We start from the raw sequence: 23743 nt of genomic DNA, 5'->3' as shown, positions 1-23743 counted from the left end.
TCCTTTAGTTTCTGTTTTCTAGAAGTAAATGTCTGATAACTGAATCTCAATCTCCTGAGTTAGCCTTTCATTGTAATTCAATACTTTCGGTGACTCACTCGCTTTAGGCTGATGCTCTGCTCTGGATCTGCCCCTATCGGGAAGCAGAACAGTAAAGGTGCTCCCCTTGCCGATTTCACTTTTCAATTTGATTTCGCCTCCCATTGCACTGACAAAAAGCTTCACGAGATAAAGTCCGATTCCCGTACCTTCTGCTTGCCTTGAGAAGCTGGTATTCACCTGGCCAAATCGTTCAAATATGTATGCTTGCTTATCTGCAGGAATGCCGATGCCTGAATCCTTTACGCTCACGGATACTCTTTGTACTCCTGCAATCATCTTTTTTCTTAATTCTACCCATATATCATTCCCCGGCTCGGTAAATTTCAGTGCGTTGGAGAGAAGATTCAATAAAATCCGCTCATATTTTTCCTCATCAAAACAAATCTCGTAATTGGATAATGCCGTAGCGAACGTGACCGTAACCCCTTTTTGCTGAGCAATCGATTGAATTGATTCAATAATGCTTCGGGTCATATGAACAATATCGTAAACTTCATCATTGTTTGTTACAAAACCAGAATTAATTCTTGTAATATCAAGAAGGTTTCCCACCAGCCTGATCTGCCTGAAAGTATTCTGTTTGATTTTTTTCAAATATTTCTCAGCCACGAGTGGCATCTGATCTTTGCAAAGCAGGTCAATGGTTTGCAGCGCTGACAAAATTACTGCTAGTGGAGTCTTGAACTCATGGGTAATCAAATACAGAAACTCATCCTTCTGTTTCATGGCATTCATCAACACTTGATTTTTTTCATGTTCCAGATCCAAGAGCTTTTCTTTTGCATCTCTTAATTCAAGTTGGCTATTCATCAGGTCAGAAATCTCCATAGCGCTTGTGATCCCGTACAGAAATTTTCCCTCCTGATCTAAGATGGGCTTCCCATTTACAAGATAGCAATACTTTCGTCCGTTTTCTTGGAAGCACACCGTCTGATTTTCAGTCGCTTTCCCATTTACCGCGCGATAAATTGCCGTATCCTCCAGCTTCATGCTAGAGCCATCCAAATGATAATGCTTGTAAAAGGGATCTGACTGTGGGTGCATGGAGTTCATTTCATTCATTCCTTGGCCTGCTTGTAAATTCAACATCCGTACTGAGTTCTTGAGAACAAGTGCATTCAAATCTTGGTCAAACACATAGATTGACTCTCTCAGGTTGCTCAGGATGACTTCAAGCAATTCCTTTTGCCTTCTGATCTCCTCTTCATACTCAACCATCCTGGTTATAACACGGTGCGATACCACCACAGAGATTAGCTTCTGATCATGAAATACCGGAACTGCATTGGCCTCTAACACGATGCGCTCCCTGCTATTCTTCAAAATGATCCGTTCATTTCTTACCGCTTCTCCCCGGAAGGCCCGCCTTGTCGGAGTGTTTTCGATACAAATAGGATTGTCGTTTAAATCATAATAAGTATAGCCTTCATGAGAAGAATGAATCGTGTGTTCCAGTGTCAGATGTGGGTGCAGCTTTCGTGCTTCCGCATTTAATTTGATAACCCTGCCTTCTCGACTGAAAATAGCAAAAGCATCGTTCATATTTTCAATGATTGCTTCCAGTTCTTCCTTTTGTTCCTTTATTAGAGTTTCCCGCCTCACCTGCTCTGTAACATCGCGGCACAGGATAATCCCAAGCTGAATTTCTCCGTTCTCATCAAAGACAGGGTCTGCATCTACATTAAAATATGTTGTTTGCTCGTTGTACTTCATCAGCACGCGCTTATTTTTAGTGCGTTCGCCTTTAAGAACTTGTACAGCAGGAAATTCATCCAGTGGGAGGGGGTTTTCACTGCTGTCATAATAAAGTTCCCCTGCCTGATAGGACTTGCCCAATTTATCAACTGCATCATCTAGCTTTGTAATATTCCGTATGTACTCTCTCAGCTTTTTGTTGACCTTGATATAAGATCCTGAGCGGTCCAAAACAGCCAGACCATCTGACATATTATCAAGAATAACCTCCATCTGTCTCCTGTCAACCACTTGATCGGTCACATCAGACGCAGTAACAACTAAGTATTTTACAGTACCGTCCTCTGCCAGGGGAGTGATGATGGAATTCCAGTATGTCATACCCCTTTGAAATCCGATATGTTCATATTCCTTTTCCGAGATGACTTTTCCCGTACAAATGGCCTTCTCGTAAAATCCCTCAAACCGGCTGCCACACAAGCCTGGTATCATATCTTTTATCGGCTTACCTATACTGTTGCTTCTTTCATGATACGGCGGTTCGAGAAAATTCAAGTATGTTTCATTTGCTTTGATTAAAATTAAATCCGGAACACTCAAAATACCAATCCCAATTACATTTGACAGGGAAAGTTGTTCAAGATACCCATTATTCTCTTCCAACCGTGAATTGGGAATTTCACTTATGTTATATTCGAATCTGCCTGAAATTCCAGACTCATTTCGTCGTATGCGAACATTTCGCACATCCAGTTTCCGCGTAAAAAGAAACCCTTCTGATGTTCCCGTACTTCCGTCAGGAAGCTTGTTCATTCGAAGAAGCTGAAAAAAGAATTGATCACGGGTCTTTCCTATCAATTCTGATTTGTCATAATCAAGATATTCGCAGAAACAATTGCTGATATCCGTTATGATTCCCTTATCTTCAACCACGGACTGTTCCTGTTTATCCACTCTATCATCGACGATCACTTGACTTACCTCTTACTGAAGATCTGCGGATTACCTAAGCATACGGTTTTTTCTTATTTTTGTCAATCATTCACCAAGGTGAATCCAACGAAGACGCCGGCGCAGAGTGCCAACAAAACTCTTTCATTCATAAAATATATAGCAGCGGTATGATTCATACCAAAGCGATATTTCAACAAAAGGAGTTTTTCACATGAACGTTACCAGCGGCCTCATGCTTGATAACCGAGAAGAATATCTAAAACAGATCAGGGCAACACTTCCTGCAGGCAATTTTGAGCCCAACGATGCGATCAGAAGAAATATTTTTACCAGATGCCCAAAACCGGCTCTGGCATATATCTGTGTTTATGGAGTCAATTACGTTTCTGTAGTGGATGTAAATAACGCGAAAAGACTTTTTGACATCACCGTAGGGGTAGGTCCCCTTGATATCGATATTAACAGGCATGCACCCTATGCCTACGTCACAAACTTTTTTGAAAACACGCTTTCATTGATTGACCTTCGGATCAATGAAACCCTGACGACTATCCCCACGGGTATTCGTCCGGCAGGGGTCAGAGTAACCCGGGACGGCCGCTATGTTTATGTTGTTCATTACGGAGAACCTGTTGTTTCAATTCTGGATGCTTACAGCTTGGAACAGGTAGCAGAAATTCCGCTCCCTTCCATTGGTTTCCAACTGGATTTCACAAAAAACGGTACCCTGGCTTTTGTGACACTGCGCAACACTTCTCAAGTTGCAGTGATTGACTTGTCTGTGAATCTTGTTGTTAAGGTACTGCCGGCAGGAGCAGGAACCGAGTGTGTGAGCATCAGCCCAACAAACCGCCTGGCCATGGTCTCAAATGAGGATGGGAATACACTTACCCCCATCAACGTACAGCTTGCGGAACCGGCTTCGCCGAATATCCCCACTCAGGGAGGCCCGGTGGGTCTAGCCTTTACCCCAAGCGGAAGAATGCTGTATTGTGCGAACCGATATTCTGATACCGTATCTCTTTTCGATCTGTTCAGCCATAGTGAATTGATCAGCATCCCTGCTGGAAGAGGCCCCTATGGTGCAGAGACTGTAAACAGCGGGAGACAGCTTGTTATCACCAACTCATTCGCAAATGACATCTCGATCATCGATACCCGAACCAATCAGATAACCGCTGATGTGACAGTGGGCCCGGCTCCTGCCTTCCTTGCGGTTTTATAATGCACAAAGTCCCGGATTTCTACTCCGGGACTTAATTATTGCTTAATTCTGACATAACCTGAAGGCATAGGCTTAGCACCGTAGGCAAGGAAAGATTTCTCCCAGTTGTCCACATAAGATCCTGTAGCCCATTCTGCCATAACTACACTGGTTCCTTCCAGCAGATCAATCTCTGCAAGCGGGGTTTCTGCCAGCTGCTCGGAAATAACCTGATAAACGATAATTTTATTCTTCGTCTTTACCAGCGCAACGTCTCTGTTTGGCGAGGCAAAAGCATCCAAGGCATCCGGCACCCGATCCTTAATATTATGCCAGCTTAATACAAGGGTATCATAATAAATCAGGTTGGAAGGAGGGATGATCTTCAAATCAAAGTCGCTGTGCTCAAATATGCCGCCCTTCTCATAGTTAACTCTGCCTACTAAAAACCAATGTCCATATTTGCGAACCAGTCCAAAGTTCTGCCCTAGCTCAGCTTCTTCAAGTGCGGAAAAGCCCTTCTTTTTCAACTCCGATACCGCACGTTCTCTTGCACCGAGATATGCACTCAGACCTTTATGTCCCATCAGGTCGTGTATTTTAATCTCAGTCGTCATTGACAGCTTATCAACCGGAAGTACCTGAAGCCGATTTCCTTCTTTTGTCTGTTTTTCTATGGCAATATAATTGTTTCCGATATAATTGATCACCCTTGCCACAGGCTCACGTTCGATTTCCCCATCTTTTGCACTATCTTTATCATCAGTCGCTGCGATATCTTGCGGAGTATCCTTATTGGTATTCTTCTCAGGATCCTTTGCTTCCGGTACAGAGACTCGGCTGTTTTCGTTTTCCTCTTCCACATCCCCACTAAGGACTGGGCGTGCTTCAAGGGTCTTTGCAGTCACATTACGTGCCGTCAGAATATTGCCAGTCTTGCCCTCTTCCGTTATACTCTGCACTTGAAGTTCCCAAAACCCACTGGTTCTCGGAAAGAAGAGTTGATCGGCCGCAAGCACTGGATGCACCTCATTATAGTCGGTGGCAACCCAAAGGGTTCTGTATCGGTAACCGGAGCCATAGGGGATCTTGATACCCATCAGAATTCCTGAAGTCCCCTGAATGCTGTCCTGATAAAGATCATGAGCATTCCTGTCTGGAAAACCAAGAAAGCTGTCCGCCTCATCCGATAGCTTTCTAAGTAAAAGTCCTTTGTTTTGCACAAAGGAAATCATCTTTTCATCACTGAGCTTCATAAACTCGCCCAAATATTTGGATGCCGCATACACGGTTATGACATCCACCTCCTGACTCTCCGTGATCGCAACATCAGTAAATGGAATGTATTTTGTCATCAGGTAATCTGCTGCATTGACCCGCTTTATCTTGTACGATAGCCGATCCCAAACATGACCGCCAATTTCAACCCCATCTTCGGCAAACTGAACGGTACCGCCAGTCCATTGCTGTGAGGTTTCAATGGCATATCCGCTCGTCCCAAGCTCTTGCATAATCTCCCATTTACCGCCAAGAGGACTGGATTGATTGAGCGGGGGGATGATCTTGCCTGCCGATGCACCGGGAGGATCGGTGCACCCGGCAAGAATCATTAAAAAGAATACACTCAGAAGAAGCAAGCCCTTTTTAACCATTTGCTTTCACCTCTCTGGGCAGTATAATGGCCACAGTGGTCCCTACATTGACCTGGCTGCTTATCTCTAATCGCCCCTTCATTAAGGTGACGATTTCTTCACAGATTGATAAACCGATTCCATTTTTTGAATGAGAGCTTTTACCCTTGTAGAACTTTTCCTTTACCATGGGAAGTTCCTCTGGGGCAATCCCGCAGCCGGTATCCGTTATAATAAACCGGTATTCTTTTTCGGAAACCTCAGCATGGAAATCAACACTTCCACCTGAGTCGGTAAAGTTCAGTGCATTATCCAAAATGTTGATAAATAACTGTTTCATCCGATTAACGTCTGTAAACAGCTCCGGCATGTTTTCCGGATAGGACACAGTAAAGTTTATGTTTTCCCGTAATGCCCTGGGCGTAAGCTGTTTGCGGATATGCTCCATCAGCGTCATCAAATTTACGGTGCCGTATTCAAGTTTAATCCTACCCGAAACAAATTTGGAAAAATCCAAAAGTTCTTCAACCATCCTGGTTAGTCGCTCACTCTCCTCGGCAATGATTCCGAGGCCGTCATTCAATGTCTCCTTTTGCTGGAATTTCTCACTCTTCAATGTGATAGCCCAGCCCATTATGGAGGTAAGAGGCGTACGTAATTCATGGGAAACCGATGATATAAATTCATTCTTAAGCTTTTCTTTTTTCGTGATCTCATCGGCCATATAGTTCAGGGTATCGGAAAGCTTGCCGATTTCGTCATCCCTTTTCTTTCTGCTCTTAATTTGAAAATTGCCCGCTGCCATGCTCTCGGCAACAGCGGTCACTTCTTTTAAAGGAATCAATATGGTATTTGCAAGAAAAATACTAAGCATACCAACCAGAAGAACAACGATGATCCCGATTGCTACGAATAGCTTAATGGTATTTCCAATATCCTGATCGATCGCATCGGTTGAAGCAATAAGGCGCAGGGCTCCGACAATCTCGCCGTCTGATTTCAACGGATAGGCAACGGCAATTACCTTTTGGCCGTTTAAGGTACCCACCCATTCTCCCATACGATTATTCAGTGCATCCCGAATATCATCCTTGGGCTCTCCCGGGCCGGGAATCATGCCAAGCGAATCCATGACGATTCTGCCACTCTTGTCGATGATCTCTACTTCTGCATTGCTCTGATTCCAAAAAGCGTCTACGTTGTACAAAATATTGTCTTCCAACGATGCGTCAGAATAATATTTCGAATACATATCCGCACTGATTTTCACCTGATTCGTCAAGTTGCCTTTCAGGCTGCCATAGTAATTTTGCTGAACAATATAGATCAGCAAAACTTCCAAAACTGCCACAGTTATCAAAATGACAATCATAAAATTTGCAGTCAGCCTTCCCCGAATTCCTTTTCTCATGAAGGCCTCCGGTCGGACTCTGGCTGCCATCTGTATCCTGAGCCCCAGACAGTTTTAATATATTGCGGCGCTGAGGGGTTTTCTTCAATCTTTTCCCTGAGCCGCCTGATATGGACATCTAAAGTTTTGGTATCACCAAAATAGTCTTCTCCCCAAACCGCATTCAGAAGTTCATCCCTTTTCAATGCTCTTCCCGGATTTTCCATAAAAATCTTCAGCAGGGAATATTCCGTGGGAGTCAATTCTACTTCATATCCGTCCTTCAGCAGTTTATTGGCATCGGTATCCAGTTCAAGATCGCCGCAGGTATACACCTTCTTTGGTGTATCGAAGCGGTCTCTTCGTCTCAGCATTGCTTTAATTCTGGCAATCAATTCAAACGGATTGAATGGTTTCACCATATAATCGTCCGCACCCAGTTCAAGGCCCATGATTTTATCGGTATCCTGACTTTTTGCTGTCAGCATGATAATCAGAGGCTCGGGTGTATGACCGCGGATATGTCTGCAGACCTCCAGCCCATCAATCCCAGGCAGCATGAGATCCAGCACAACTACATCCGGAGAAAATGTCTCAATTAGCTCCAAGGCATCCTCTCCGCTAGCGGCTTCTCCCACTTCATACCCTGCGGTTTCCAGATTGAGTTTGATAAAACGTCGGATTGAAGCTTCATCTTCAACAACCAATACTCTTATCTTGTTCTCCTGCATATTCTCATCCCTTTGGTTTTTCTTTTATTGTACCATAAAATTCGTTGTTTATATGATACAAAGATCCATTCAATGACGCCTGTTTTTCTATTTGCTTGTTTCTTGTTCTTGAACTGCGCTCAGTGCTTCAACGATCAAATTACCGTAAGCCTCTGCACCCTTCTGATTCAGATGGACTCCATCGGAATAAAAATATTCATTGTGCCCATTACTGGCTGAATACCAATCAATCAGCTTAACGTTAGGATAAGACTGAGCCACCTTGCCAATCGTATCGTTTACCGCAGTCTCCCAAGGCCTTGGCACACGGGTATTCATCAATATGATTTGCTCGGCACATTTCAGAGAGTCCAATGTATTTGCCAGCTGCTTCTCTGTAAAAGAACCATTGGACCCTAATTCAATGATTACGGTTTTGCCTAGCTTCCCTTCCTTTTCAAGACCGGAAATCACATCCGGCGCCTGGTGCATCTGTCTTCCGATTTTTCCATCGACAATAGCTCCAGGCATACGCTTTTGTAAATACGGTTCAATTCCGATCATTAAAGAATCTCCTATTGCAGTGATTCCCTCCCCTTTTATCGTTTCCTTCTCCGTATTGACTTCGTTTTCCCCTTGTGAGGCCGTTTTAGTGCCATTCACTATGTATGATTCCCCTTCTGCTTTATTACTGGGATTTTCTTGCTCTGCCCCTTCAGTATTCGAATTCTCACCACTGGGTTTTTCTATTGAGTCCATCCCTGCTCCTTGCTTCACTGGCACCGTGGGATCATTCTCGTGAGGTTGCTGCTCCAATGCATCGGAGTCCGCCAAATCCTTTGAGGGATCAATTCTTTCTTGGGTGATCGGAATATTTGTTGCAACATGACCCGATATCAAATCCTCTGCTGAAATTTGTCCGCCCCCATTGGCGGTCATGAGAAATACAAAACAGATCAGAAGCACACTGACCGATATCTTAGCACTCAGCAAAAGCGGCCTAGCCGCCAGCCGTGATTTTCCCGCCTTGGCCTGTTCTGCGAAATGGCGAAGTCCCGGTACAAGCCGGGAAATGCCGATTCCACGGCCATATCGGATGGGATCTTCTACAAGATAACGGGACAATACTGCCAGAAAAATGCTCAGAGCAATTTGCCTGAGCTGTAGTAGAAGGTCAGGGCCTTCCGTATTTATTAACGGGCTGGTCAATACGATGACCGGATAATGCCATAAATAGATCCCATAAGAGCATTCTCCAAGCCAGCGAAGAGGCCTCCACCCAAGCAACCTCCCTAAACCGGTTCCAGGGTGGGCTAATGCAGCCACAGCGCAAGCGGCTGCGGCTGAAAAAATCAGCAGCCCGCCCTGGTAGAGAGAGGTTTGATATTGATTCGTTGTAATGATCATCAAAATGACGACCAATAACCCCATGCTTCCTGTTGTTTCCAAAGCCAGTCTCTTTTTTGCCGTCAGCTCTCCAGTCTGGCCGCTTGGCCAAACCATAGCCAGTACTGCGCCCACAAGCAAACCAAAAGCACGTGTATCCGTTCCATAATATACCCGGCTGGGGTCATGTCCCGGCATATAAATCAGAGCCATCGCTGCGGCAGATGCCAGCGCGATGACAGCTGTTCCCCCTATAATCCATTTTCGCTGCCTGGTGCAGCGGAGTCCCAATCCCAAAAGAAGCGGCCAGAAAAGATAGAACTGCTCTTCCACCGCCAGAGACCATAGATGCCCCAGCGGAGAAGGCGGTCCAAAACTCTCAAAATATGACACCTGATGAAAGATCAAATACCAGTTGCTGGTGTAAAAAGCTGCTGCCAGTACCTCCTGTAGTAAATCAGCCAAACGTTCAGAGGAGAAAAACGCGGCCCAAAGAATCACACCAGTCAGCATGACAAAGAGAGCCGGCAGCAGCCGCCGGGCACGGCGAATCCAGAAATCTTTCAAATCAATCGTTCCGGTTCGTTCCCATTGCTTCATCAGAATATTAGTAATCAAATATCCGGAAAGTACAAAGAAAAGACTTACCCCTAATAGTCCTCCCGGTGCCCATGACAGATCGAGATGATATGCGATTACAGCAAATACCGCAAGCGCTCTCAGCCCGTCCAACCCGGGCATATAGCCTGTGGAACCTTTCCGTATTTCCCCTTGATGCATAATAGAATGATCTTTATTGCTGAACTTCATGTCATTTCACTCTCCACTCATGTCTGTCACCGGATGATTCCACCTGTCATAGCCGTTTCTTCTCTTTTACTTTACCAATTTATTTGAGAAAGTGCTTTACGAAATACTTAATAATCCTTACGAAAAAGTTAAGATTTCGATCTGACACAAGTATAAGCTCCAACTTTTCATTGAACAATAAGAATAGACAGCCTGCAAGAACAAACCGTGCAGACAATAAGGAAACAACGGAATTAAGGAGAAAACCACCATGCTCGTAATAGGCCCACATTTATCAACGGCAAAAGGTTATGCCAAAGCAGTAGACGATGCTGAAAAAATGGGAGCAAATACATTCCAATTTTTCAGCAGAAATCCCAGGGGTTCAAATTATAGAGCGTATGACAAGAAAGATATTGAAAAATTCCAAAGACTTAGAGAAGCGTATACGTTCGGCCCGCTGCAGGCCCACGCCCCCTATACCATGAACCTTGCAAGTTCCAACCCTAAGGTTTATGAGTTCAGCCGCGGCGTTGTCATAGAAGACATCAAAAGAATGGATGCACTCAACATAGAATATTTTGTGCTTCATCCGGGAAGCCATACCGGCTCAGGCGAAGCCAGCGGGATCAAACAAATCGTAGCAGCCTTGAATCAAGCCATTCAAGGAGATGCGGGGATCACAGTTTTACTGGAAACAATGCCCGGTAAGGGCTCTGAGATCGGCTTCAACTTCAGTCAGCTGAAAGAAGTGATTCATCTGACTGAACATAGTGAAAAGCTTGGAATCTGTATGGATCTGTGTCATGTATTTTCTGCAGGCTATGATATTAGAAATTGTTTTGATCAGGTTTTGGAGGAACTGGATTTGCAAATTGGACTGGTACGGTTGAAAACGATTCATCTGAACGACAGCAAATATCCCCTCGGGTCGGGCAAGGACAGGCATATGCCCCTTGGGCAAGGCGAAATCGGTATTGAGGCAATCATGAATATTATGACCCATCCCTGCATCAGTGACCTTCCTTTTTATGTGGAAACCCCTTTGGATCATGAGGGTCATAAAAAAGAACTGGATCACATCAAATCTCTGCTGGAAATTGAAAAGCCTGCGGCAACAAACGAATGAGATCTTGTGCCTGCGCATTTCCGAAATAATCCACGTACATTACTTCTTTCCCCCTTGCTGCAAAAACTTGTTTTCTAATTCCCGATACTGCAACGATCAATCGATCGAACCCTTCCACTTTCTCTTCACAAACAATCATTTCAGGATCATAGGAATCGACAAACTTTTTCTCAATATCTCTGGTCAAGTTATCTGCCATACCAGACAAGAGCAATCGATAGTACCGTGTATGGATTGCAGGAGAATAAGGTCCGCTGTTGTCATCCCACGCTAGATCTTCGATAATCCCATTCTCATTGATCTCGTATTGAACAGGGGCCAAGGGTGACCAGCCCTTATTGACACTATTTAAAAAGTCTCCCCCCTCGTTGAAGGGCCCTGTTTGTCTATCTAAGCGAGGATTTTTTTCAATTGCTGCAAGACGGATCACTGCAAGGTTGTCAGGTTTATCGGTCAATGTGTAAGTTTCTCTTTGAAAGATGTCCGCAATGGGCAAAATAATTGTAAGAAATGCACACAGAATAAAGAATACGCTGATCGTTCCATTGATCAGACGAGGGAGTCTCCAGCGTTCCTTATGATTCATCGGCTTTCCTTGAGAAAGCGTCCTTTTCAGCCTCCTGAGAGAGACATAATTTCTGATTACGCTATAGGAAACATAGAGTTCCACAAACAAAAGAATCGGTATCTGGAGCCCTGTTACTTCCATCAAGGAAAGGGTAGGCGTTTGATTCAGAAAAAACAAAGCAGCCATCATGCCAAGAAAAATCATCATAAGAAACGAGATCCAGATCACTTGATATTTGAGTTTCCGATCCACAGTTTCCAGTGTAAAACTCTGTTCTGCGGGGTCAGTATGAAGCTCTGGGCATGCTGCGTTCTCCGGGGATGAGAATATGTATAGTTCTTTGATATTGCATACCAGCTTCCAGCCGAATTTCTCGTAAAGCTCCAGCTGTTCTGTCTCCGGTGCAGTATTCATTACATCGATTCGATAGTTCGTTTTCGTCGGCTCTCCTTTTTCAAAAAATGCAAAGATCCTGCCAATACGACGCAGGTGGAACCCCTTCTCCGCCATACCGGAAAACCAGGATTCATTCCTTCCGATGTTCCAAATATCATCCTGCATAAATCGTCTTACCGTTCTGGGAGCCCGGCCAGACTTGCCATTTCTACTTGACATTCTCATTGTCCATCTCCCCCCTAAGTGAAATACCGTCCTGCACCATAGAAAGAAGCCGTTGATATTCTTCCCTCAGTGCAGCCCTGCCAACGTCATTCATTTCATAAATCTTCCTGCGCCCATCATCCTCGACAATGGTGATGAGTCCATCCTTTTGCAGCCTTGCAAGAACCCCGTATAAAGTCCCGGGACCCATCTGAATCCGTCCATTTGAGACTAGGGAGATTGCATTCATTAATTGGTACCCATGGTTCGGGTTAACCAGTGCAAGCAGCACATAAAACATGGCCTCTGTCATGGGGCCGCTTGTGTACGACATAGAATCCTCCTAACCACTATTATGTCACTCGATATATCGCATAACATAATAGTATGACAATCCGTTTGATATGTCAATAGGCTCTGGAATATGATCATCCATTGAGCTGTCAATAGACTCTGAAATATGTTAATCCGTGTGAGCTGTCAATAGACTCTGAAAAGAACCAACCATCGCAAAACATCATAAAATATAATGCCTCAAAGAAAGGAAGGATGATCATGCAGGATCACGATACCCGCTATGGCCCTCAAAACTGGCTTATTTTCCGAACGCAGCCAGGGGCAGTAACCATCCCTGCAGGCGAGACTGCTCGACTCAACGAAAATTTGGAAGGCTTTGATATTGCGTCATATTACACCATTCGCATTTACGCCTCAAGCAGACAAAGCAGTACAGTTCCGGCTACCTTTTCCCCTCTGATTCAGGATCGTGAAAACAAAGAGCTCATTTTTAGCCTTGGCACCTTTACGCTTCAGCCGGGAGAAAGCTTCACGCAAACTTATGATGTACCTGGACGTGCATTGTCTGTATTTGTTCGCGCAGGGGATGGAACCGGTCAGGCATATATTGATTTTGGCGTCTTGGGCTTTGGCCCTCGGCCCCATGGAATTTGCTGACAATCAATGCTTATTTATTGATGGCTGCGGAAGTTTTCGCGGCCATACTTAAACCATTTCAATCCCCAGCACCCGGTGAACTTCACGCTTTATGATCGGAATCCGTTGCTCCGTAAACTCGGGATAGTCCATAAACCACTTCATATTCAGCGGTGACGGGTGGGGGAGAACATAGACAGGTTTGCCGTTGATTTCCCGATCTTCGAAGGCCAAATGTGTAATTTTCTCCCCCGGAAAGAAGAATTCCGAAGCATAGCTGCCAATAATGATATAGATTTCGTTATTGACCAACTCAAGTTCTTTAGAAAGCCATAGTTCTGAACAAACTCTGGGAGGGCGTCGATCGCCTCCGCCGGGGGACTTCCCCGGATAGCAGTGTGCCATTGACACAATATAAAACAGGTTGGGATCATAGAAGACCTCATCCGTGATACCGTACCATTCCCCCCGAAGTCTTCTTCCGCTGGCATCATTGAAAGGCTTACCTGTCTCATGTACGCTTTTGGATGGTGCCTGACTGATCTGCATGATTTTAGCGTTATGGCTGCCCTGCACAACAGGATGAGGCTGAAATCCGAAGGTTTCCGCACAGAGCCGACACTGTAAAATCTGTTGATGCAAACGATCAAGAACGTCTGCACTGCTTTTTTTATTCAAATTGATCCACCTCTTTTGTAGGACTAGTCCATTTCCTGAACCCTGATAAATTCAAGTATTTTAAAAGACATAAAAAGATAATAGGATAAATTCATATCATTCAGATCAACATCCATCAGCTCTTCTATTTTTTTGATACGATAGCTCATTGTATTGCGATGTATGTGAAGGGTATTGGCTGTTTCGATCAGGTTCTTGCTGTGCTTCAGGTATTGATACAGGCTTTGCATAAAATCCGTTCCATTTTTTCCGTCATATTTTTTCAGTACAAATAGTGAGGGATGGCAGAAGTTCCGAATTTCCGTATGCTTTGCACAAACCGCAACCATATGGTGCAAAACGTAATGGTCGTAATGATACAAAATCATTTGCCTGTCCATAGGCTGTCCCAATTCGATGGCTTCCACTGCCTGACTATAATAGTATGGAACATCTGACATGCTTTGGAAGCAGCGGCTCAGACCGCCATGCAGCTTATTTCCTGCAAGCAGTTTCGTCAGCTTTTCCTGTTCATCCCCGCAATCTTCCATCTTCCTATTTCCATTGAGAAATACTACAATATCATCGTTATATACCGCGGAAATGGAGCCCCGAAAGATTGCTTTAATTGCTTCCATCACTTCCATGGAGGAGACATTATCATAATGGTCTTTGGCTCGAATCACAAGAATGTACAGAAAGGCTCTTAATTCCATTCTCAGAAACCGCAGTTCTTCCCGGATAATGTTAGAGGATTTAATTTTTCCATCCAGCAGTTCCGTAAGAAAATATTCTGCCATAAGATCCATGGAATTGCAGGCATAACGATGCTTTTGCATTGCCAGAGACAAGATATTGCAAAGCAAGACAGCATGATCAATATCTTCCTGGCTGTGAGATTTAAAGTTTCCGGGAACCACCAGATACCCAATTGTTTTGTTTTCGCTGCGAATTACCGCACGCAAAATGGATAGTTCTTTGTCCTCCAGGTATTCAATTACCGGTGTGCCGCTGATGGCGATCTGCTCCATGACTGCTTTAACTTTTTTATTGGTGGCTACATTAAAGGAGACATATCCCTTTTCAACAATTTCATTCCAGTCAGGATCTTCCACCTCGACATCCTTTGTATAAGCGAGTACCTTATTTATGGTGTCGGTAACAAATATGGGATTGCCAAGCAGTTCAAATCCGATAGCCAAGATATCATTCAGATTTTTTCCTTGCAGTAATGCATTTAGAAACTTTGTTGAAAAAGCATCCATTCCAGTTCCATTTAAATGGTTCGTTTCCATCGTTAACTCCCCCAGACCTCATTCTATTGCACTTATAATTGTATCCCAAAAATGAGGCATTGAATAGATCAAGCCCCATTTTCGTTAGGTTAAAATGCGATATTTAAATGACCGATGAAGTAGAGCCTCCAATCATACCAATCCATGTGCCTGCCGAAAACCTTCCCGCTGCCTCTGCCCCATAGCCAGCTCCAACAGGAGGATCTACTGCGAGAAAAGCTGGACTTAGATTGTTAAAGGATTGGTTTGCCCAGGTACTGAACGCCATGACGCAAAGACCCAGCCAAAATGCAGGACTGCGCAGAACTGTCTTCATAAAATCCTGTTTCGTCATATTGCTGTGCTCTTCCTTCTTTGTCATGGTAGGAGGGAGATGATGTCTGGCACCTATATTTACAATTACAATAAAGATTGTTGCCACCAGCAATACCACTGAGAAGTAAAGCATTCCCATTTGCCAGGAGCTTGCGCTCATCACCAGTCGCGGTCCGAGCATGCCCGTTCCCACTGGTCCGAGTATGGATAGTCCATTCAAGCCCAATGCCAGGCCTTTCTCCTTATTTGGAAACCAGAAGGATACCGTTGGTTCGATAATAATCAAGGCAGGAGCGCAGCCCAGCGCCTCCAGAATTCTGATTAGGACGACAGCAGCATAGCTATGGCCTATAACAGGAAGTGCAGTATTAGCCGCAAGCATTAGTATCAGCCCACCGATCATAACCCTTGAAAGACCAATCCTGTCAATTAAAAACCCTGCGAGCATAACACCTACTGCAGTTGAAAATAAATTCATTCCCATGAAGCCAAAGGATGCGGTTCCCAGATCGACTCCAAGATCCTTGGCAATGATTTCAACCAAAGGCGCAAAGGACATTGTGATCATCATTGCGCATAACATTGTCAAAATTGCAGCCGCAAGCATCAACCAGCGGTAAGCAGGGTACTGAACCAACTCAGAAGCATTCTTTTTATTGTCCATTTTTCTCTTCCCTTCTTCTTTCATTTTGATTGTTTATTTTTTATCACGCAACAACATCATATTCGTTCTCATATCAAAAGTCATTGGAAGATATTAAGAAAAAACAGCCGTCAATTGTGCCGAATGCACACCGCAGCTGCTTTGCAAGGAAAACCTGCCCGATAAAATGTAAACAGGTAGTATCATTCGTATCTGGTTTGATTCCGGCCTCCAGCTTTTGCTTCATAAAGCTTCTGATCGGCTTTAATCAGAGTTTCCGGTATATTTTCTTTCTCAAAATTCGTGATGCCAGCGGAAAATGTGACCTTGACCGCCCGTGACGAATCAGCGTGCAATGCTTCTCTTAAAAGCTCCGTTTTGTGGAATGCCACCTGCCCGTCCAGATTCTCTGCATATACCGCAAATTCTTCCCCGCCATAGCGGCATGCAACCTGATTTTGGAAGCATTCCCGCAGCTTGCCTGCAAACCAGATCAATACCTGATCTCCTTCCATATGACCATAGGTATCGTTAATGGTTTTAAAATGATCCAGATCAAAGATTATGAAGGTGCCACCGCCATTTGAATTTTCCAGAAGCTCCATAAAGTGGCGTCTATTGTATAAGCCAGTCAGGCTGTCCTCGCTGGCTAACGTTTCAAGCTGTTTTTTTACCTTTTCTGATTCGGTTATATCGCTAATGACATAGATATAATTGTACCTTACAGAAATCACATGGAAGCTCAGGATTCTTCCGCGGGCTTCATAGATCCTCTGTTTTGAAGCGAAGTCATAGTCCCCGAGCTCTTCGATCAAATGCACCGATTGACCTATTTTGATCTTTTCAAGGGAAGGAAAATAGACTTTTGATGCGGCGTTGAAATTTACCAGAAAATCATCCTGATCCACTACCAAAACTGCTTCTTCAATGGAATGGAATACCATTTCATGGGTGATTGGTGCAAGGAGCAGGATATCGTAGCGAAGTAGTCCGACAATGATAAACAGACTCATAATAAAATAGGAAAAGGGTGTCAAATCAATGTAAACCGGACCGTATCCGCTCATGTACACCATCAAAGTAATCAAAGGGATCATGACCCCGATGAGCATAAATGCAACTTTTCTCCTGTAATTACCACTGGATCTTTTCAACTTAATACTAAGGATGATCACACTGTACAGAATTGAAAAAAACAAACAGGCTACCTGAACAGTATACCAGAACCCCTTTTTCAGTGCTAAAATCGGAAACCCGGGCGAGAAGTCAAGACCGACTGAGGAATAATAGAAACCATGATAGGCGTTTGTATAGACAAGAATCAGCGTTATGGTATTGATTACCAGCAGCAGGTTCAAAAGATATTTGTTTGCAAACCGCCTTTCATCCGTATACTCTCTTGCAAAAAGTACAATGAGAAAAGGATAAAAAGAGGCACCAATGTATTCAATTTTAATACAAAGATACATTTGCGTAAGGGAATTGCTTAATAGTTCACAGGCATACCCCACCGAGTGGATGATCATTACTCCCATGAGAATTGAAAAATAGAAAACGCCCTGTATCTCTCTTCTCCTGATTCCATAGAAGACGAGAATACAGAGCAAAGTTGACGAAACAAACAGTAAGCTGCTTAATATAACGTTATTCAATAACCGGCTCCCTTTCTAAATTTCATACATCCGCCGCTCATGGACAAGACTCTTATCCTGCTGGCTGCAGTACAGATCCGTCAATGACACATCGGTTCCTGCCGGCGGCCTTTCCTTGATACAAGTATTGATCTGCCTTAGCAATCATCGTGCTCACAGACATGTCTTCCGCATACAGACATATACCTATTGTAATTGTAATATGTTCCTCGATATCACTGTACCTATAGTCTTCCACTGACCTGCGAATTGATTCTGCTTTTTCCTGAATTGCCTTCAGCTCATTTATCTCCAGCAGCAGCAGGAATTCTTCTCCTCCCCATCTTCCTGCAAACCCGCTGTCTCCAACGGAGTGCTGCAGTATTCCTGCGATCTGAATCAGGATTTCATCCCCTTTCATATGCCCGTAGCGGTCATTGATCTCCTTAAAATAATCAATATCTGCCAGGCCGATACAAAAACTCTTTCCCGCTTCCTTAAGCTGTTCAATTTTTGCAAGAGCAAACCTTCGGTTTGGGAGTTTTGTCAAATAATCCGTTTTTGACATGGCCTCCATCTCTTTGAAAGCTTTCTGCAGATCTGAAGTTCGTTCTTCTACAAGGGACTCCAGATTGCTGTTCATGAGCTTGAGTTCCTGCAGAATCGTTTGATTTTCAACAGACAGTCTTTCGGCATCCGTAAAGGCACTGGAGAATCTTGCAGACAGTGTATATGCCTGAGTAAATGTAAAAACGATTACGCCCAGTGGAATGAGAGAGGGAGTATTGGAGAGGGTTATCTGATACACAAAATCATTGATAAAGGTGATCCCAAGCATTGCAAAGCCCAAGAGAACCGTTTGGGCAAAGGGATAGCTCCTCAGTACACCTACCGCCAAACGGATTATCGAATAACCCATCAGCGCAAACCCCGCTGCAGCGTACACCATAAGCATCCGGTCAGCCAGATAATAAGGAATCCATAGCATTAAGATCCCAAATACAAGTCCCAGAGCCGTTCCGGCCTTGAGAAACCATCTGGGAAACAAACCTTCTAAGGTATAGTAAAGAAAACCGCACAACGCCGTAAATCCAATAAAAACACACAAATATGCTACGCGTCCATATAAAAAAAAGTCCAGTTCAAGGCGGCTTGGCAAAAAGCGTTCTCCCACCAAAAGCATTCTAAGGGAAAATAAAAGGCAAAAAACAGCAAAGTATAACGGTGCAGGATCTTTGGAACGCATAAAGTATAAGCCGACGTGGTAAATTCCCATTATAAGAAGCATACCAAACAGGAACAAATCTCTTCCCAAACCAATCTGCTGCTCTCTTGAAATCTGCTGAGCCAGTCCAAGTTTGGGAGCAGTTATCACGCTATCCTGTGCCCAGAAGTCTGAGGTATGATAAATGAGTTCCACTTCATTCTGTTCAGGATTGAAATAGGTGGTGAGAATGTTATAGTATGGTTTGCTGTTTTCTCTGCTCGTGCCAACCTTCCCCACTTCTCCAGATAATCTTCCGTCGATGTAGAGCTGGTAGGATGTGAGAATGATATTCGTTTTCAGGCCATATGGCTTCCATTGATCCGGAAGTTTCACTACAAGGCGCAATGTTCCATAATACTGGTTTTCGTTGAAGGGCTTTGATTCCGCCATGCTCTTTCTTGTGCTAGGAACTTGGACCAAAATTGGTTTTGGGCAGTTGCCTGACATAAAGTCCGAATGAGTCAGGAATTGGTTAAAGTAGAATGTCCATTCTCCCTTCAGAGTTACCATTCCATCCTTCTCAAACGACCAATCACGCAAATCCAAAACACCCCCTGTTATTTCAGGAGGGTATGAATCTGTAGGCTTGCTGATAAAAATTGAAATCAACGATAGAAAGATGATAACAATCAGTACAAAAATTGCTGTATGTTTCTTTCTCATATGGTGTCTTTCCTTTTGAACATAATCCTGCTAACAATTTTACCATACGACACGTTGAATTCCATTCCTTCCGAAAAATATTATTTTCGACAAATTAACAGAAAAACCTCCATTTTTTTAAATTCCTCATCCAGACTTTTACCACTCGAACCAATTTTTACTCATCAGAAACAACAATACGGTTTCTCCCGGTTTCCTTTGCATGATACAATGCGCCATCTGCGCGCCGGTACCATTCAGAAAATGACTCTCCTTTGCGGTATTCTGCAATTCCGATACTGACAGTCTGCCTTCCGGTAACAGGATGATGGTTCGTTTCCACCGATGTTCTGACCTTTTCAAGTACTCTTTCTGCTGCTTCAGCGGAAGTCCTGGGCAAAATCAACAGAAATTCCTCACCTCCAAATCGGATCAGCATGTCCGTTTTCCGCACAGCATTCAGAATTGTTCCCGCTGTATGTTTGAGCTGCTGGTCCCCTACCGGATGTCCCCAGGTATCATTCACAAGCTTAAAATGATCCAAGTCCATAATTGCCATGATCATGGGCGTATTTTCCAGTTCAGACCGCATTTCCTTTTCCAGGTAAGAAATCAGAAAATGTCTGTTATAAAGACCGGTCAATTCATCCTTGACCGCTATATTCATAAGATTGTTCTCTTTCAATATCTTTTCCGTCACATCTCGGGCGGAAGAATAAATATAGTGTCCTTCCACGGGCTGACGGTACCACTCAATGTATTTATAGGATCCATCTTTGCAGAGGAAACGGTTGGTGAAAACATAAGGTTCGTGGCTATAACCGGGTGTCATAATTGCATCAGAGGTATCCGCCACATCTTCTTCATGGACAAATTTTAGAAAACTCTTGCCCAGAAGCTCTTCTGCGCTGTAGCCAAGGGTACTGCCGAACTTCTTATTGATCTTGTGAAATTCTCCGCTGCCATTCATAACACAAAGCATTTCCAGATTTACATTCAGGAAGTGATCGATTTCTTTTTCCTGGAGGTATTCCTTTGTAATATCTCTGAAAGAAGAAATTACGCCGGAAATGCTGCCATCCTCTGAACGGATCGCTGCTGCAGTTCCGGAAACAAACCGCTCCGTTCCATCTTTGGAGAGTAAGATCAAATCATCAAAGACATCCTTATTTGTGCCGGTTTCAATAACATTTAGGACCATGCCAGACTGCTTTTCTCTTGTCTTGCTGGCGACGCATTGAAACACCTCATCAAATGCCTTGCCCTTTGCAGCTTCTTTTTTCCAGCCAGTGAATTTCTCAGCAAGTGGATTCATGATCGTGATCATGCCAGCTTCATCGGTAACGATAATTCCTTCATTGATGGAGAACAATGTCGTTTCAAAGAGTTTTCTGAGCTTATTCTCGGCTAGATAAGCGCCTTCCAATTCCTTTTTGATAAATTGAAGCTCCTTTTCATAATCATCCCGCTGACTCATTCTGATGATCATGCAGTCGATGACTTCCCTGTCCCTAAGCTGGCTTTTACTGCCCATAAGCAGCACCGAAAGGGAGCCGTTTTTCGATGATATCGTGAGATAGAGCTCCTCGATCCGTCCGTTAAGCCTGATTTGAGGAAAAAATAATGAGTGAAACATAATCCTGCTTGGTATCGTTAAAAAGGACTCTAAATGCTTGTGCATCAGGTCCTCTTTTCCATAGCCGGTCATATTCAAAAATGTATCATTCACTTCCTGAATCTCTCCCTGATTTGACAATATCACAAAACCGCAGGGAGCGTTTTTCATACTACTGTCCACGTGAAAACCCCTGTTTGCTTTTATTCCCGTCTGAAAGATAATTGATTATGACATCCGCCGTTTCCTTTGGGCAGCTCAATTGAGGGTAATGGCCCTTTGCTTTAATCACCTGCAGACTGCTTTCATGAATATGAGCATGGAGATAGTCTGCCACCTCAATGGGTACAATGCTGTCTTCGGAACATTGGATGATCAGAGAAGGAATTGAAACCTCCGATAAGTCCTTTCTGTGATCTGACTGAAAAGTTGCCTTGGCAAAATTCTTCATAATCACCGGGTCTTCAGCATGAAAGGTCTCTTCTAACTGCCTTGCAAGAGAAGGTTGATCCGGTGTATTGATCAAAGCAGCGGCGCTTGCAGTTGCCCAGCCCACAAAGTTTTTTTCCATCAGCTGCAGCAATTCCCGAATATCGTCTTCGCTGAAGCCCCCATAGTAGTCCGGAAGATCATTCCGATACCTGGGAGACGGGCTGATCATAATCAAAGCCTGAAACAGTTCCGGTTTCTTGACGGAAGTGAGCAAGCCAATCATAGAACTGACAGAATGGCCGACAAAAACAACCGGGCCAAGTTTCAATTCCTCCAGGACCTCCAGCAAATCTTCAGCGTAGCCCTCAAGGGAACTGTAACGCGCCCCATCGTATGCGGAACAATCAGACTTGCCTGAGCCCACATAATCGAATAAAACAACCCGGTAGTCTTTTAGAAAACTGGGTACTAAATATCTCCAAATATCCTGAGAGCAACCAAATCCGTGTCCGAAAACCACAGTCTGCTTCCCGTCTCCGAGGATATTGACATGATTTCTTTGCATGATATTACCCACAAGCAGCCTCCTTCTACAGCCAAATATCATAATAATTTAACGCATCTTTGAAAACGCTTCATAACGCGTGCGAAGCACCCGTTCATGTTCTTCCTCTTCTAATTTAAGCTGCTCAAAGAATTTTCTGACACCCGGGTCCTTTGCTTTATCCGCCAGGCTTTGGTAATTCCTCTGTGCTCTGATCTCATCTTCTATCGCCTCAAGAATCCCTTCCAGAATCTCCTGCATCTTCTTCTCCTCCTCTATATGCCAGTAATATGCCTGTCAAAATATATGCCAGCTATACGCTCGTACAAAACGAGCCGTGGCAGAACGAAAGTTACTGTAAATTCAGCCGTCCTGATCATTTATTCACCGTTGGCAGAAGCTTTGCGACAACTAATGTAATATCGTCTCTAACTTTCTCACAACCAAGGAAATCATTGAAATCTTCTTCTATCCGCTGAATCATCCCTGCAGGATTCAGACGATGAATTTCGGGAAACAGTTTTTTCAGTCTCTCTCCGTAAAATTCATTTCCGGCCCTTTGTTCAGGCAATCCGTCAGACATGAAAAACAAAGTCAAGGTCGGAAGGAGAGGATAAGTCGTGTCCTCGTATTCAAACAAATCAGCATTCAGCGCTGTGGTTATGGGGAAGCCCGCTTTACCCAGTTCTATCATCCGCTCCTCCTGTGTAACTAACAGCGGACAGATATGAAGTCCCGCATTACAGTAAGTAAGTTCCTTTGTTTTCAGATCAAAAACTGCAATGATCAAGCAAACCAGATACTCTTCCGGGTAACCTTCCTTGCGATACTGCTCGATGAAAAACAGCATGATCTCTTTGGGTGACAGCAGCTGACCCGGTATATGCTTCAAGCGGAAGTAACTTCTGATAGTATCTTTCACGAAGATTGCAAGCATTGCACTATCCAGTCCATGTCCGGAAACATCTGCTACAAAACAAACGTACTGTTCAAAATAATCATCCAGCAGTCCATTGTCCACTTTAAAAACATCAAACAAGTCGCCTCCCAGCTCCTCTGCGGGAATATATAAGGAAGCAAATGAAATTCGCTCTGACTGAGGAAGGCTGGCTGGCAGGGAACGTCTATGAATCTTTACCGCGTTCGTTATCTCTGTATCAATTTTCTTTTTAATTCGCTCATACTCCGCACTTTTTTCATTTCCAAGTAAATAGATCAAATTCCCCTTCTCAAAAAATTTTAGGTGAAGCCGAACCATATCATCTCTTCCGAGAAACAATAACTCTTCCCAATCAGAAGGGTTGGAAGATACGGTTTCCAACATTGTCTTTGCCTTATTCCTATGAATATCCGCGATCAAATCGAGGAAGGCAGAGGCAGCAAGTTCTGAATCGGTATATCCCAAACTTTCCTGGATTGCCCGATTGGAGAAAGCAATTCTTCCTTCCCTGTCGCAAACCAGAACGTGATCGTCAATGATAGCCGTAATCGTTTCATATATTTCCGCTGTATTTATGCACTTCTCCAATGCTGTCTCCTCCGATTTCCTTTAATAATTAATACGGAACAAGCCTATTGGCACTTTTTCCCGAATAGTTTTACGAAATAAGC

General features: G+C 43.9%; 19 protein-coding genes. 3 read left to right on the top strand and 16 right to left on the bottom strand.

Going from position 1 to position 23743, the window contains the following annotated elements; translation table 11 throughout:
* Nucleotides 1-18 precede the first annotated feature (18 nt).
* Nucleotides 19-2769: a PAS domain-containing protein gene (locus FRZ06_00710; GenBank protein ID QOX61977.1), complete on the bottom strand. Its 2751-nt coding sequence runs from the start codon at nucleotides 2767-2769 to the stop codon at nucleotides 19-21.
* Between the two features lie 193 nt (nucleotides 2770-2962).
* Here FRZ06_00710 and FRZ06_00705 point away from each other — a divergent pair, with 193 nt between their 5' ends.
* Nucleotides 2963-3976: a hypothetical protein gene (locus tag FRZ06_00705; protein QOX61976.1), complete on the top strand. Its 1014-nt coding sequence runs from the start codon at nucleotides 2963-2965 to the stop codon at nucleotides 3974-3976.
* Between the two features lie 35 nt (nucleotides 3977-4011).
* On the opposite strand, the gene FRZ06_00700 is transcribed toward FRZ06_00705, so the two are convergent.
* From FRZ06_00700 to FRZ06_00685, 4 genes are all read right to left on the bottom strand, one after another.
* Complete coding sequence (locus FRZ06_00700; protein ID QOX61975.1) at nucleotides 4012-5607, bottom strand: hypothetical protein; 1596 nt, start codon at nucleotides 5605-5607, stop codon at nucleotides 4012-4014.
* Nucleotides 5600-6997, bottom strand: coding sequence for a HAMP domain-containing histidine kinase (locus tag FRZ06_00695; protein ID QOX61974.1), 1398 nt, complete (start codon nucleotides 6995-6997; stop codon nucleotides 5600-5602). Before FRZ06_00695 ends, FRZ06_00700 begins: the two co-directional genes overlap by 8 nt.
* On the bottom strand, nucleotides 6994-7707 hold the full coding sequence (locus FRZ06_00690; GenBank protein QOX61973.1) for a response regulator transcription factor: 714 nt from the start codon (nucleotides 7705-7707) through the stop codon (nucleotides 6994-6996). The genes FRZ06_00695 and FRZ06_00690 overlap by 4 nt, the downstream gene beginning before the upstream one ends.
* 87 nt (nucleotides 7708-7794) lie before the next feature.
* A complete protein-coding gene (locus FRZ06_00685; protein ID QOX65777.1) occupies nucleotides 7795-9813 on the bottom strand; it encodes an acetyltransferase in 2019 nt (672 codons plus the stop codon).
* A gap of 319 nt (nucleotides 9814-10132) precedes the next feature.
* Here FRZ06_00685 and FRZ06_00680 point away from each other — a divergent pair, with 319 nt between their 5' ends.
* Nucleotides 10133-10990, top strand: a complete 858-nt coding sequence (locus FRZ06_00680; protein QOX61972.1) for a deoxyribonuclease IV — start codon at nucleotides 10133-10135, stop codon at nucleotides 10988-10990.
* Here FRZ06_00680 and FRZ06_00675 read toward each other — a convergent pair.
* Nucleotides 10944-12173 carry a DUF2812 domain-containing protein gene (locus tag FRZ06_00675; protein ID QOX65776.1) on the bottom strand — a complete coding sequence of 410 codons (1230 nt, stop codon included), beginning with the start codon at nucleotides 12171-12173 and terminating at the stop codon, nucleotides 10944-10946. The two genes, FRZ06_00680 and FRZ06_00675, sit on opposite strands and share 47 nt — an antisense overlap.
* Nucleotides 12163-12492 carry a PadR family transcriptional regulator gene (locus FRZ06_00670; protein ID QOX61971.1) on the bottom strand — a complete coding sequence of 110 codons (330 nt, stop codon included), beginning with the start codon at nucleotides 12490-12492 and terminating at the stop codon, nucleotides 12163-12165. The genes FRZ06_00675 and FRZ06_00670 overlap by 11 nt, the downstream gene beginning before the upstream one ends.
* A gap of 221 nt (nucleotides 12493-12713) precedes the next feature.
* Between FRZ06_00670 and FRZ06_00665 the strand changes: the two genes are divergently transcribed.
* Nucleotides 12714-13112: a hypothetical protein gene (locus tag FRZ06_00665; GenBank protein ID QOX61970.1), complete on the top strand. Its 399-nt coding sequence runs from the start codon at nucleotides 12714-12716 to the stop codon at nucleotides 13110-13112.
* 48 nt (nucleotides 13113-13160) lie between these two features.
* Here FRZ06_00665 and FRZ06_00660 read toward each other — a convergent pair whose 3' ends face one another.
* The 9 genes from FRZ06_00660 to FRZ06_00620 form a co-directional block, all read right to left on the bottom strand.
* Nucleotides 13161-13733: a uracil-DNA glycosylase gene (locus FRZ06_00660; GenBank protein QOX65775.1), complete on the bottom strand. Its 573-nt coding sequence runs from the start codon at nucleotides 13731-13733 to the stop codon at nucleotides 13161-13163.
* Nucleotides 13734-13792: 59 nt separating this feature from the next.
* Complete coding sequence (locus FRZ06_00655; GenBank protein ID QOX61969.1) at nucleotides 13793-15043, bottom strand: hypothetical protein; 1251 nt, start codon at nucleotides 15041-15043, stop codon at nucleotides 13793-13795.
* Nucleotides 15044-15146: 103 nt separating this feature from the next.
* The gene (locus FRZ06_00650) at nucleotides 15147-16046 is read right to left on the bottom strand and encodes an MFS transporter (GenBank protein QOX61968.1); all 900 of its coding nucleotides are present in this window, start codon (nucleotides 16044-16046) and stop codon (nucleotides 15147-15149) included.
* Nucleotides 16047-16204: 158 nt separating this feature from the next.
* Nucleotides 16205-17653: a diguanylate cyclase gene (locus FRZ06_00645; protein QOX61967.1), complete on the bottom strand. Its 1449-nt coding sequence runs from the start codon at nucleotides 17651-17653 to the stop codon at nucleotides 16205-16207.
* Nucleotides 17654-17705: 52 nt separating this feature from the next.
* Nucleotides 17706-19562, bottom strand: a complete 1857-nt coding sequence (locus tag FRZ06_00640) for a diguanylate cyclase (GenBank protein QOX61966.1) — start codon at nucleotides 19560-19562, stop codon at nucleotides 17706-17708.
* Between the two features lie 157 nt (nucleotides 19563-19719).
* A complete protein-coding gene (locus FRZ06_00635; protein QOX61965.1) occupies nucleotides 19720-21339 on the bottom strand; it encodes a diguanylate cyclase in 1620 nt (539 codons plus the stop codon).
* Nucleotides 21329-22165, bottom strand: coding sequence for an alpha/beta hydrolase (locus tag FRZ06_00630; protein QOX61964.1), 837 nt, complete (start codon nucleotides 22163-22165; stop codon nucleotides 21329-21331). Before FRZ06_00630 ends, FRZ06_00635 begins: the two co-directional genes overlap by 11 nt.
* Before the next feature lie 36 nt (nucleotides 22166-22201).
* Complete coding sequence (locus tag FRZ06_00625; protein ID QOX61963.1) at nucleotides 22202-22393, bottom strand: rubrerythrin; 192 nt, start codon at nucleotides 22391-22393, stop codon at nucleotides 22202-22204.
* Nucleotides 22394-22508: 115 nt separating this feature from the next.
* Nucleotides 22509-23660, bottom strand: coding sequence for a SpoIIE family protein phosphatase (locus FRZ06_00620; GenBank protein ID QOX61962.1), 1152 nt, complete (start codon nucleotides 23658-23660; stop codon nucleotides 22509-22511).
* Between the last annotated feature and the right edge of the window lie 83 nt (nucleotides 23661-23743).

It is taken from the genome of Clostridiales bacterium (assembly GCA_015243575.1).
In the GTDB taxonomy this organism is placed as follows: Bacteria; Bacillota; Clostridia; order Peptostreptococcales; family Anaerovoracaceae; genus Anoxybacterium; species Anoxybacterium hadale.
Note: the sequence above shows the minus strand (reverse complement) of the source record. Positions and strands in the feature narration are given on the sequence as shown.

Bases quoted from the DNA above. Each gene is read 5' to 3' on its own strand.
- FRZ06_00705 (QOX61976.1), top strand. From the start codon at position 2,963: ATGAACGTTACCAGCGGCCTCATGCTTGATAACCGAGAAGAATATCTA.
- FRZ06_00700 (QOX61975.1), bottom strand. From the start codon at position 5,607: ATGGTTAAAAAGGGCTTGCTTCTTCTGAGTGTATTCTTTTTAATGATT.
- FRZ06_00695 (QOX61974.1), bottom strand. From the start codon at position 6,997: ATGAGAAAAGGAATTCGGGGAAGGCTGACTGCAAATTTTATGATTGTC.
- FRZ06_00690 (QOX61973.1), bottom strand. From the start codon at position 7,707: ATGCAGGAGAACAAGATAAGAGTATTGGTTGTTGAAGATGAAGCTTCA.
- FRZ06_00685 (QOX65777.1), bottom strand. From the start codon at position 9,813: ATGCCCGGGTTGGACGGGCTGAGAGCGCTTGCGGTATTTGCTGTAATC.
- FRZ06_00680 (QOX61972.1), top strand. From the start codon at position 10,133: ATGCTCGTAATAGGCCCACATTTATCAACGGCAAAAGGTTATGCCAAA.
- FRZ06_00675 (QOX65776.1), bottom strand. From the start codon at position 12,173: ATGTCAAGTAGAAATGGCAAGTCTGGCCGGGCTCCCAGAACGGTAAGA.
- FRZ06_00670 (QOX61971.1), bottom strand. From the start codon at position 12,492: ATGTCGTACACAAGCGGCCCCATGACAGAGGCCATGTTTTATGTGCTG.
- FRZ06_00665 (QOX61970.1), top strand. From the start codon at position 12,714: ATGCAGGATCACGATACCCGCTATGGCCCTCAAAACTGGCTTATTTTC.
- FRZ06_00655 (QOX61969.1), bottom strand. From the start codon at position 15,043: ATGGAAACGAACCATTTAAATGGAACTGGAATGGATGCTTTTTCAACA.
- FRZ06_00650 (QOX61968.1), bottom strand. From the start codon at position 16,046: ATGAAAGAAGAAGGGAAGAGAAAAATGGACAATAAAAAGAATGCTTCT.
- FRZ06_00640 (QOX61966.1), bottom strand. From the start codon at position 19,562: ATGAGAAAGAAACATACAGCAATTTTTGTACTGATTGTTATCATCTTT.
- FRZ06_00625 (QOX61963.1), bottom strand. From the start codon at position 22,393: ATGCAGGAGATTCTGGAAGGGATTCTTGAGGCGATAGAAGATGAGATC.